Annotated in this window: 9 protein-coding genes; 4 read left to right on the forward strand and 5 right to left on the reverse strand. The window is 38.0% G+C overall.

The genetic code is table 11. The features are described 5' to 3' along the window. Positions 1–23: 23 nt before the first annotated feature. From glgA to galT, 3 genes are read right to left on the reverse strand one after another with little or no spacing between them, the layout of a single operon-like run. On the reverse strand, positions 24–1,199 hold the full coding sequence (glgA, locus tag EV203_RS08570; RefSeq protein WP_041587086.1) for a glycogen synthase: 1,176 nt from the start codon (positions 1,197–1,199) through the stop codon (positions 24–26). Then, on the reverse strand, positions 1,192–2,673 hold the full coding sequence (locus tag EV203_RS08575) for a hypothetical protein (RefSeq protein WP_243700637.1): 1,482 nt from the start codon (positions 2,671–2,673) through the stop codon (positions 1,192–1,194). Before EV203_RS08575 ends, glgA begins: the two co-directional genes overlap by 8 nt. Positions 2,674–2,690: 17 nt before the next feature. Next, entirely contained in the window at positions 2,691–3,668 is a 978-nt protein-coding gene (gene galT, locus EV203_RS08580; protein WP_132040082.1) for a galactose-1-phosphate uridylyltransferase, read from the reverse strand. A gap of 300 nt (positions 3,669–3,968) precedes the next feature. Here galT and EV203_RS08585 point away from each other — a divergent pair, with 300 nt between their 5' ends. The 4 genes from EV203_RS08585 to ltaE all read left to right on the forward strand — a co-directional run bounded on the left by EV203_RS08585 (position 3,969) and on the right by ltaE (position 6,458). Then, positions 3,969–4,145 carry a helix-turn-helix domain-containing protein gene (locus tag EV203_RS08585; protein ID WP_011024739.1) on the forward strand — a complete coding sequence of 59 codons (177 nt, stop codon included), beginning with the start codon at positions 3,969–3,971 and terminating at the stop codon, positions 4,143–4,145. A 16-nt stretch (positions 4,146–4,161) separates the two neighbouring features. Further along, positions 4,162–4,608, forward strand: coding sequence for a transcriptional repressor (locus EV203_RS08590; RefSeq protein ID WP_132040116.1), 447 nt, complete (start codon positions 4,162–4,164; stop codon positions 4,606–4,608). A 1-nt stretch (position 4,609) separates the two neighbouring features. Continuing rightward, positions 4,610–5,272: a peroxiredoxin gene (locus tag EV203_RS08595; RefSeq protein WP_132040084.1), complete on the forward strand. Its 663-nt coding sequence runs from the start codon at positions 4,610–4,612 to the stop codon at positions 5,270–5,272. A gap of 145 nt (positions 5,273–5,417) precedes the next feature. Then, entirely contained in the window at positions 5,418–6,458 is a 1,041-nt protein-coding gene (ltaE, locus tag EV203_RS08600; RefSeq protein WP_011024735.1) for a low-specificity L-threonine aldolase, read from the forward strand. 23 nt (positions 6,459–6,481) lie between these two features. Here ltaE and EV203_RS08605 read toward each other — a convergent pair whose 3' ends face one another. Then, entirely contained in the window at positions 6,482–10,015 is a 3,534-nt protein-coding gene (locus EV203_RS08605; protein ID WP_132040086.1) for an AAA family ATPase, read from the reverse strand. Then, complete coding sequence (locus EV203_RS08610; protein WP_009609999.1) at positions 10,012–11,214, reverse strand: metallophosphoesterase family protein; 1,203 nt, start codon at positions 11,212–11,214, stop codon at positions 10,012–10,014. The genes EV203_RS08605 and EV203_RS08610 overlap by 4 nt, the downstream gene beginning before the upstream one ends. Between the last annotated feature and the right edge of the window lie 6 nt (positions 11,215–11,220).

Genomic DNA, 11,220 nt, shown 5'->3' on the forward strand with positions numbered 1-11,220 from the left:
AAACAGTGCAATTTAGCCCTGCTTTACTTTTTCGCTTTTTTATACTCTTGTACAACCTTCCTATACATTTCATAGGTCTTTTTAGCAATACTTCCCCAGCTGAACATCTCCTCAACTCTTTTCCTTCCATTTATCCCAAATTTCTTTGCCAACTCTCTATTCTCCAGGAGAATATTTATATATTTCGCAAGCTCTTCAGAGTTTCCCGGCTCTACCAAAAAGCCTGTCTCCTCATGCACCACAACTTCTTTAATCCCACCTGTAGCGCTTGCCACAACGGGAGTCTCACAAGCCATCGCTTCCAAATTTATTATGCCAAAGGGCTCATAAATAGAAGGGCACACAAACACTTCTGCATTGCTATAAAGCTCTACGATATCTTCTTTTTCCACCATTTTGTTTATCCAAATTATATTGTCGTGCAACTTCACCTTTTGCTCTACCTCTTCCAACACCTCTGGCGTGTCTGGAGAGCTGGCGCACAGCACCACTTTTACATCCTTAGGCAAATATTTCACTGCATCTATCAAGTGAGTAATCCCTTTCTGCCTAGATATTCTCCCTACAAAGAGAATGTACCTTCCTTCAATTCCGTACTTTTTTCTAGCAACATTTCTATCTATCTTTTTGTACTCCTTTAAATCTATCCCATTGTATATGACCTCTATCTTTTCTTCAGGAACGTCGTAATATTTCAATATGTCCTCTTTTGAGCCTTGGGAGACGGCTATAATCCTGTCAGCAGCTTTAATTCCTGTTTTTTCCATCCAGGAACTCAATTTATACCCATTCCCCAACTGTTCTTCTTTCCACGGCCTTAAGGGCTCAAGGCTGTGAATTGTCACAACTAAAGGCTTATCATAAAGCTTTTTAGCTAAAAAGCCTGCCATGAAGGTGTACCAGGTGTGGCAATGAAGGACATCGGAATCAACAGGGTCCTTCACCATCGCCAAATCTATTGAAAAAGGACCTAAAACTTTTTGATACCTAGGATCTAACCCTTCTTTTAACTCCTCCCACTCTTTATATCCCTTTACAGTCAAATTCTCCGAAAAAAATTTCTGGTCCCCAAAACACCTCACATCTACTTTCATTAACTTGGACAACTCTCTGGTCAGGTAGTCTACATGAACACCTGCTCCTCCATAAATATTAGGAGGGTATTCATTGGTAAACACCGTGACTTTTAAATTATCCATAGCTAACCCCCATTTCCTGCGGTTTTTTGAGCTCTTCAATGCATTCTAAAATACCCTTTAAAGGTATCTTAAACCAAGTAGGCCTGTTGTTTACCTCGTAAATACCTTCAAAAAGTGCCTTATCTAGTTTAAAAAGAGCCAAAACTTTTAAGAAGTTTTCTTCTTTAGGTAGCACATCTGAAGCCTCTTCTGATACTGCTTTAAGGTACCCTTCAATAAAGGCTTCCTCCACTTCTTTTTCCCATGAAACCAGGAGTTTCTCTACTTCTTCATCCTCTCTCTTCATTTCTTTTTCTAAATAATTAAAATAAGCAGCATAAGCAGCATAGCTGAAAGACCTGAGCATCCCTGCGACATCTTTTAAAGGGGATATCTTCTCTCTTCTCACCTCTATGGGCTTTGTAGGTTCCCCTTCAAAATCTATTATCACATATCCTCTCTCTGTTTTTAAAATTTGCTCAAGATGAAGGTCCCCATGGCACCTCATGTACTTACCAAGGGAAATATGAGAAAACTCATCCAATTCTTCAAAAATAAACTGTCCAAAGTCTTTTATGGTATCAAGCAAAGAAGTCGTGCCTTCATCAAATTGTTTACCTTCTACAAAAGCCAAAAGCTTAGAAAAATTTCCTTTTATACTCTCTAGAATCTTTTCTACATTTTCCTGACTTATGTCTATCTTTGTAAATGACAATTTACTGTGCATTTCTCCAATAATCCTAGCTATCTCCTTAACTTCTCTAACATATTCTGTAAAATCAATTCCCTCAGTTCTTCTATAAATTACATCTTTCAAATACTGCTGTGTGTACTGCCACATATCTCCTTCATTTTTTATATACTCTACTACCATAGCTACTGTATATTTTTCCCCTGTCGGCAGCTCATACAAAAAATAACCTCTTATATCCTGTACATTTTCAAATCCTGCTTTTTTAAGCTCAAATGTCATCTCTAAATCAGGGTTTATTCCCTCCGCAAACTTCCTGTAAGTTTTTATTATTTCATCTTTCCTCAAATAAGTCAGACTGTTTGTAGATTTATTGCTCAATCTCTCTACTTTGTATATATCTTCATCCTTCACAACATATGGGACAAGCTTTGCCCCTGATCGAAATTCTACAGCTTTTCTTGTTGTTAAAACTTCATTCAGCCACTTTACATAGGGAAGAGAGTCAACTGCATCGTATATGAAGTACCTTTCGCCTTCCACCTCTACCTCATCTATCAAATCAGCCTTCTTAAAATTTTTTGATATGAACACTGGAAGATAATAAAAGGCAGTAAACGGATTAAAACTTAAAGGAGTTTTAAGGATGATGCCTAAAATTATCACTGCCAATATCTCTTCTTTTCTCTCATAAACAATAAGATAATCCTTGACAAACAGGTTTAAAATTTCATGGGCTTTTTCCTGAAACCACCTAAATTTTTTCAAGTTTTCGCCTTTTATTTGTGATATAATTTTTTCCATTACACCACTTCTTTCCTTCATAAATTTTGTAATTTTAAAATCGAAGCAGCAAGCTCTGGAGAGACAGGGTTTATATGCACACCTGTGCCCAGCTCGAACCCTGCCGCTATCGTAAGCCTAAGAGCAATTTCTATATGCCAGTGGTAATTTCTTATATCCCGAGGAGGCAGAGTGTGAAGGACAATGTTGTAAGGAGGCATCTCAAACTCTTTCTCGTATTTCTCAATCAAAGGCTTTAAAATCTCCACAAATTTTGAGAGAGAATCCTCATCTATCTCCTCAAACTTTTCCTGATGCTCTTTTGGAATTATCCACGACTCATAAGGATACTGAGAAGCATATGGAGCTATTGCCACAAACTTTTCATTCTCCCCTATCAATCTCACACCTGCTTCTCTTTCGTACTCAATAATTTCGCAGTAAGGGCATTTTCTTTCCTTTTTTATATACTCCTGAGTGCCCTCAACTTCCCTGTTCACCAGCTCGGGGACAAAAGGAATTGCTATGACCTGCCAATGGCCGTGCTCAAGAGAAGCCCCTCCTCTTGGCCCAAAATTCTTAAAAACCTGAACGTACTTTATCTTTTCATCTTTCACAATTGATCTGTATCTTTCAATTATGGCGTGAAACACCCTTTTCATCTGTTCCAAAGTCAAATTCCCAAAAGTAACATCGTGGTAAGGAGATTCCACAATCACTTCTGCCACACCATAGCCGTACTCTCCTCTGTAAAGAGAAGGCACATCAATCTCTTTTACCTCCGTATTTAACGCTGCGAATTTATTTGTGAACCCCCTCACAAGCCACTTCCCTTGTCCATCTTTTATCTCCACAAGAGAAGGAGGCGTCATATTTTCATTTCTCGGACAAAAAGGACAATCTTTGCTTCCCTTCTTTTCCTGATGAGCAATTGCAAAGTCATGAGGCCTTTTCGCCCTCTCAACCGCTATAATCACCATTTTCCCTGTAACTAAATCAAATCTTATCTCAGACATAGTGTTCTCTCCTATTCTAGATATTTCCTTATCCATCAATGCAATCGAATGCATAACTCTTCAAAAAAATAAAAGCATAATGGAGCAATTAATGCAACCGAATGCATTCTATTTTTATAATATACCTTGCGCTTAAAATTGTCAAATGGATTTTATCTCTAAAGAGTTTACGACACTCAAACAATAATTATTATTCGCAGATAAAAATTTTTTTAAAAAACTATTGACAAGAATAAAGATTGGTATTATAATAAAATTGAACTCAGTACAAAATTGAATTTAATTTAAAGAGGTGAGAAAATGGAAGTAAAGGAACTAGTCTTGAAAACTTTAAAAGAATCCCCTCAACCTCTAAGGCCAGGTGACATTGCCGAAAAAGCAAATTTAGACAAAAAAGAGGTAGACAAGGCTATAAAAGAATTAAAAAAGGAAAACCTAATAATATCACCCAAAAGATGCTATTATGCAGCAAAATAATTTAAAGAAAGAAGTAATGAAAATGACTTACAAGGTGGAGGAATTAAAGGACTACCTTAAAAAACATGGGATAAGGCCTTCTACAATAAGGCTTAAAATCCTTCAGTATCTTTTGGAAAACAGAATACATCCAACTGCAGAAGACATTTATAAATCCCTAATAAATGACATACCAACTCTTTCAAAAACCAGTGTTTATAACACTTTAGACCTATTTCTTGAAAAGGGCGTTGTAAACACTTTATCCCTCAAAGAAAAAGAGCTGCGTTACGACATCAACACTTACTTGCACGGTCACTTTAAGTGCGAAGTGTGCGGAAAAGTTTATGACTTCCCTGTAACTGACAAAATTTTAGAGGTCAATGAATTAGAAGGGTTTACAATTAAGAGCATTGACATAAATGCCTATGGCATATGCAAAAAATGCAATGAAAAAATAAAAAATAATAAGGAGGAAGAGTAAAATGGAGGAAATTAGAATGAAGTTACTAGGAGAAAAATTCCCATCTATGGAGGTAATGACAACTCACGGAGTAAAGAGATTGCCTGAAGACTATGCAGGAAAATGGTTTGTGCTCTTCAGCCACCCAGCAGACTTCACACCAGTTTGCACAACAGAGTTTGTAGAATTTGCAAGAAAAGCTGAGGAATTCAAGCAATTAAACACTGAACTCATTGGGCTTTCAGTCGACCAGGTATTCTCTCACATCAAATGGGTAGAGTGGATAAAGGACAACACAGGAATACAAATCCCCTTCCCAGTAATAGCCGATGAACTAGGAAGAGTATCCAACCAATTAGGAATGATTCATCCAGGAAAAGGAACAAACACAGTGAGAGCAGTATTCATTGTAGATGACAAAGGAGTAATAAGACTTATCATGTACTATCCACAGGAAGTAGGAAGAAACGTGGATGAAATACTAAGAGCGCTGAAAGCACTGCAAACAGCAGACCAGTACGGCGTCGCACTTCCTGAGAAGTGGCCAAACAACTACTTAATTAAAGACCACGTTATAGTTCCTCCTTCCACTGATGAAGCTTCTGCCAATGAGAGAAAAGAAAAGATAAAGGCAAAAGAAATTGAGGCTTTTGACTGGTGGTTCGTACACAAACCTTTGAAATAAGGTCACCCATAAAATATCCCTTCTTTTTCGACAGCGACGACCTTTTTAACAAAGTAGGTCGTCGCTTTAGTTTGTTGACAAATAAAATTTTTATGAGATGTGATATAATGAAAGTAAGCTTAAGTTGATAGGGGGAGATGGACAAATGAAATATATTGACCTAAGAAGCGATACAGTAACCCAGCCCACTCCTGAGATGAGAGAAGCCATGTACAAAGCTGAAGTGGGCGATGACGTATACGGAGAAGACCCTACTGTGAGAAAACTTGAAGAAATGGCAGCAGAAATGCTAGGAAAAGAAGCAGCAATGCTTGTGACCAGCGGAACTCAAGGGAACCAAGTCTCAATAATGACTCACACTCATCCAGGAGAAGAAATCATACTAGAGGAAAATTCCCACATAATAACCTATGAAGTTGGAGGGATAGGCTATCTCGCTGGAGTACAGGCAAAAACTTTGAAGGGCAATAAAGGAGTTTTAAATCCGGAAGATGTGGAAAAAGCTATAAGGCCTAAAAACATACACTTTCCTGAGACAAGCCTAATCTGCCTTGAAAACACACACAATAGAGCAGGTGGCACTGTGACTCCAATTGAAGTCATGAAAAAGATATATGAAATCGCACAAAAGCATGGAATACCTGTACATCTGGACGGCGCCAGAATATTTAACGCCGCGACATATCTCAAAGTAGATGTAAAAGAAATTGCGAAATATGCTGACAGCGTGATGTTCTGCCTTTCAAAAGGGTTATGTGCCCCTATCGGGTCTATCGTCGTCGGAACAAAAGAATTTATTGAAAGGGCGAGGAAATACCGCAAGATGCTGGGAGGAGGAATGAGGCAGGCAGGTTTCATCGCTGCTGCTGGCATCGTAGCCCTTGAAAAAATGACAAAAAGGCTTCAAGAAGACCATGACAATGCAAGGCTTCTGGCCGAAGGTCTGAAAAACATCCCCGGGATAGACCTTGATATGGAAACAGTGCAAACTAACATAGTAATGACTGATATTTCTGGCACTGGAATGACAGGAAGGGAATTTTCTCTAAAGTTAAAAGAACACGGCGTTTTAGTAAATGGGGGAGATGACTTTTCAGTAAGATTTGTGACTCACTATTACATAACTAAAGAAGACGTAAAGAAGGCCTTGAGTGCAATTGAAAAAGTGGTAAGAGAAAAGCATTAAAGAGAGGGTAACCCCCTCTCTTTTTAAGTATACTCTATCCTCACTTTGCTTCCCTCTCCTGAAACGGTAGGAGGCGTCACTATGAGCTTGACAGGGACCCTGTCTTTGAGTTCTTCTACATGGCTTATTATGCCAACTACCATCTTATCTTTTTTCAGCCTTTCCAGTGATGTCATAACTACGTCAAGAAGTTCTGAATCAAGGCTTCCAAATCCCTCATCCAGGAAGAAAAATTCTAAAGGTGCTTTTCCTTTTAACTGTATGTGGGAAGAAAGAGCTAAAGCAAGTGATAAAGAAGTCAAAAAAGTCTCTCCACCAGATAAAGTATCAACAGAACGCCTTACACCGCCATTGAAGTCATCCCTCATTACAAAATTATTTTCAGAATCAATCTCTAGTGCGTACCTGCTTCTGCTTATTTCTTTAAGCCTTTTTGAAGCGGAAAAAGTAATGTATTTGAGCTGTTTTGATGCGATGAAATCCACAAATTTATTGCCTTGGAACAATTTATCCAGTTCTTCCAGCATGTCTATTACGTGTTCTAACTCTTTTTTCTTTTTGGTCAACTCTTCTACCTTCTTCAGGTTTTCCTTCATATCATGAATAGCCTTTTCTGTAGCACCAATTTCTTTTCTTTTGCCCGTCAAAATCTCCTCCAACTCTCTAATCCTTTCCTCTAATCTGTTCCAATGCTCCTCTTCAATTTGCCTTCCCTTAAGAAACCCTTCCAATCTTTCTATATTCGCGACAAGAGAAGTGTATTCATTTTCAAATCTTTTTACTTCTATTTCAATTTCACTCATCTCTTCACTGCTAATCACAAAACTTAAAGCCTCTTCCTTTGTCTTAAAGCCCTCTTTCGACAGCGAAAGTTCCAATTTTTCTATTTGCTCCTTCAACATGTTGGTCAATAAAATTTGATTTTCCAAAGTGGAGACTTTTTTGCTTTCTATTTCCTGCTTTTTTCTCCTCTCCTCTTCCAGCCTATTTTTTAAAAAGCTCTCTCTCTGCAGAATTTCCGCTCTTTCCTTTTGAACATCTTCCAAATACTTTTTTACGTCTTTCCCTTCAGAATACGAATAGAGTTCTTTTTGCATCTTCTCTAAAACGCTTCTTTTTTCCTTCCCTACTTCTACTACCTGCGTCTTCCTCACTATCAACTGGTTGAGGTCTTCTAACACTTTTTCTCTTTTAATGTTTAATTCTTCTAAATTCTTTTTTAAGGACTCTACTTCTTCTCTTAGTTTTTCAATCAATTTTTCTTTCTGATTGATTTCCTCTACTTTTTCTGAAAAGTTCGCATACCCCAACTTTTCTTTCCAATTTTCTAATTCTTTCAATAGACTCTGATATTCCCTTTCAATCCCTTCAAAAGAAAGTTTATACTCCTCAAGAAGCTTTAAATCCTTTTGCAATCTCTCTTTTATGCGAGCTTCTTCCAATGCAAGCTGTCCTTTTTCTTCTTTTAATCTCTTAAGGACTTTCTCCTTTTCCTCCTTTTCTTTCGCCCAGTCCTCCAATTTTTCCTTTTCTTCTTTAAATTTTACCTCCATCTCTTCTATCTCTTTTCTCAAAATTTCTAAATCAATGCCCCTTAAATTTTCTTTCGCTTTTTCAAGCTCAGCCCTTGAAATCTCTTCTTTTGCTGTAAATCCTGAGAGCTGACTTTTTAGCATAATGAGCTTTTCTTGTAAAACTTCTCTTTCAGTTCTTAAACCCCTTTCTAGCTTCTTTTTCTCCTCAATCAACTTCTCGTCCACTTTCTTTGCCAGATTTATGTGGTGAAAAGACCCGCATACGGGGCAAGGCATTCCCTCTTCCAGGCCTTCTGCCAATTCTCCCGCCATGTTCTTCCTGACAATCTCTTCAATCTCTTTCTGCAAAGCATCCAGCGCTTTACCTTTTTCTTCATATTCTCTCTCAGTTTCTTCTAACTCACCTACAAGCTTTTCTCTCTCCTCTAAAACCTCTTTTAAAGTCTTCTCCAGCTTTTCTTCTAATTCTTTATTCCTTTGCGCTTCTATAAGCTTTAACCTCTTTGACTCCAGTTCTTTTTGGAAATTGAAGAGCTCTTCACTTGAAAGAGGCTTTTGGACTTCAAGAAGGTTGAAAATACTTTCCTCTTTTTGTAACTCTTCCTCTTTTTCAGTAAGTTCCACCTTTATCCTCTCGTACTCTCCCTTCTGCTTTTCTACAAGTTTTTCTATCTCTTCGATCTTGTAAGCCTTTTCCTCTCTTTCTCTTTTGACCCTTTCAAACTCTTTCTCAAGCTCAAACGCTTTAAATACATTCTCCTTCTCTTCTGTACTAATCCTTATGCTTACAATCTTCTCTTCTTTTTCTGCGATATTCTTCTTCAAGTTTTCTATAGAAAGAAATAATTTTTCCTTTTCTTCTTCTAACCTTTTAATATTGCTTTCTAAGTTTTTATACTCTGTCAAAAGCTTTTCTCTTTCTTCAGATAGCCTTTTTATCTCATCTTCAATCTGAACAGCCCTTTTGAGCCTTTCTTCTTTCTCAATAAGAAGAGGAATTTTCTCTTCTTTTTCCCTAAAAGTTATTTCGTAATCTTTCTCTATCTTTTCAAGTTGCGCACTCACTTCCTCCAACTCTTTAGCGTGTTTTTCTAGTTCTTTCTTGTTCAATAAAAGCTTTTTTTCTGTCTCCTCTACAGAATCTATATATGGCTTTACAGAAAGGGCTTTTCTTGCCTTCTCAATTTTCCCTCTTTTTACCTCTATTTCAGAGGCTTTTTCATCTAACAATCTCTTTTTCTCTAAAAACTGGTTTAACTCCTTTTGCCTTTCCCATATCTCTTTCAATTTTTCTCTCTCTTTTAAAAGCTCTTCTCTTTCTGCGCTCAAATTTTTTTCTTCTTCTTTAAGAAGTTCTAACTTGGCTAGCGCTTCTTTTAAAGCCTCTTCTGTAACACCCTCATAGCGAGAAAGCTCCCCATTTACCATCCCCAGAAGGAGAGCTTTTTCATTTTTGACTTTCCTCACTTTTTCCATTAAATCATTTCCATATCTTTCTAAGCCAAAAATCCTCTCCAGCATATCCCGCCTTTCTCGTCCACTTAATTTCAAAAATTCGCTAAATTTCCCCTGAGGAAGTACTACAGATCTGGTAAAGTCCTCTGCAGTAAGTCCTATTATTTCTACTATTTTCTGATGAACCTCTCTTTCTTTCTCTGCCAGCACTTTTTCTCCTTCTGCGGTTATCTCTCTTAGCCTTGCCAAAGTAGTCTTGTATCCGCCATTTTTTAAATCTTTTTTTATGTTTCTCTCTACTATGTACCTCCTTCTTTCAGTCCCTACTCCTATTTCAAATTCATATACCACAGAAGTGGAAAGGGAGTCAGTGTTTATAAAGTCTTTGCTGTTTCTGGGAATTTTTCCGTACATCGAAAGGGTGATAGCATCTATTATGGTGGATTTCCCGCTTCCCGTCGGGCCAAATATTCCAAAAAGCCCTTTTTCAGTGAGAAGTTCAAAATTTATGACTTGCTCTTCTGTAAAGCTGTTAAGGCCAGAAATTTTAAGTCTAATAGGCTTCATGCTCCCTCATCCTCTTTCCCAATTATGCTCATAAAAAGTTCCACCATCTCTTCTGAAGGAGGAACTTTCTTCTCTTTTAGGTAAAACTCCTGAAACAGCTCTCTTATGTCTTTATCCTCTACCTCGATTTCTTCAAAGACATCCTCTTCTTCCGGAAGGATTGGCCTTATCTCTACTATATCAGGCATAAGCCTTTTCATTTCCCTTATCTGAGAGGAAGGAAGAGGAGATTCTGTTTTTATTTCAAAATAAGCCCACACATCCTTGTCCTTATACTCTTCACAAATTTTTAGAGCTTCATCTATCCCATCGCACCTGAAAACCTCAATGGGCTTATAATTTTTAAAGTAAATTTCTTTTACGTAAGCTTTCTCTCCCGCTTTTAAATCCACCAGATATGCGCATTTTGATTGATTCATCTCGCTCTTGCTGTACTGAAGAGGAGAACCTGAATAGTACACAGGCAGTACATCAGAAACCCTTTGAGGCTTGTGAAGGTGCCCCAAAGCAATGTACTGAGCCTTTTCGGGAAGATGCCTTAACTCCACAGTAAAACTTCCTCCAAGCTGAATAGGCCTTTCTGAGCCTGCTTCCTCTCCCCCTGCCACAAAAATGTGCGAAACAGCTATGTTTATAGTATCTTCCCTGTAATTTTTTGAAAGCTCTTCAAAAAGCCTGCCGACTCTTTCAGAATAGCTCTTCTGCCTCTCTTCCTCCTCCAGGCTTTCAGAAAAAATCTCATTAAGCCTTTTCTCGCTGGGGTAGGGAAGGGCTATCACAACAGCCCTTTCCCCTTTTATCTCTACCTCAAAAAAGCCTTCCCCTGAATTGTGAATCTTAAACCTGCCAAAGTCTCCTGTTGGCACAATAGTTTTAGTAGACCCCAAAAGTATTACTCCCTGTTCATAGGCAAGAGGGCTTGCGGCAGAAAGCCTTTCCGGGTTATCGTGATTGCCTGCAATTGCCAAAATAACTCTTTCTCCATTGGCGAGTCTTTTTAAAGTATTGTAAAACAGCATTTCTGCCTTTGCAGGAGGGTTTGAAGAGTCATAGACATCTCCAGCTATTATCACCAAATCCACGTCATTCTCTTCAGCTATTTTTACAAAATCATCTAAAAATTTTTCTTGTTCGGCAAGCCTTGAAAAATTTTCGAGAGTTTTCCCTAAATGCCAATCTGAAGTGTGTAAAATCCGCATTTTATC

This window comes from Caldanaerobacter subterraneus (assembly GCF_004345675.1).
GTDB lineage: Bacteria > Bacillota > Thermoanaerobacteria > Thermoanaerobacterales > Thermoanaerobacteraceae > Thermoanaerobacter > Thermoanaerobacter subterraneus.

Excerpts from the sequence above, each read along its gene's own strand:
- galT (WP_132040082.1), bottom strand. The coding sequence starts at position 3,668 with ATGTCTGAGATAAGATTTGATTTAGTTACAGGGAAAATGGTGATTATA.
- EV203_RS08585 (WP_011024739.1), top strand. The coding sequence starts at position 3,969 with ATGGAAGTAAAGGAACTAGTCTTGAAAACTTTAAAAGAATCCCCTCAA.
- glgA (WP_041587086.1), bottom strand. The coding sequence starts at position 1,199 with ATGGATAATTTAAAAGTCACGGTGTTTACCAATGAATACCCTCCTAAT.
- EV203_RS08590 (WP_132040116.1), top strand. The coding sequence starts at position 4,162 with ATGAAAATGACTTACAAGGTGGAGGAATTAAAGGACTACCTTAAAAAA.
- EV203_RS08595 (WP_132040084.1), top strand. The coding sequence starts at position 4,610 with ATGGAGGAAATTAGAATGAAGTTACTAGGAGAAAAATTCCCATCTATG.
- EV203_RS08610 (WP_009609999.1), bottom strand. The coding sequence starts at position 11,214 with ATGCGGATTTTACACACTTCAGATTGGCATTTAGGGAAAACTCTCGAA.
- EV203_RS08605 (WP_132040086.1), bottom strand. The coding sequence starts at position 10,015 with ATGAAGCCTATTAGACTTAAAATTTCTGGCCTTAACAGCTTTACAGAA.
- ltaE (WP_011024735.1), top strand. The coding sequence starts at position 5,418 with ATGAAATATATTGACCTAAGAAGCGATACAGTAACCCAGCCCACTCCT.
- EV203_RS08575 (WP_243700637.1), bottom strand. The coding sequence starts at position 2,673 with ATGGAAAAAATTATATCACAAATAAAAGGCGAAAACTTGAAAAAATTT.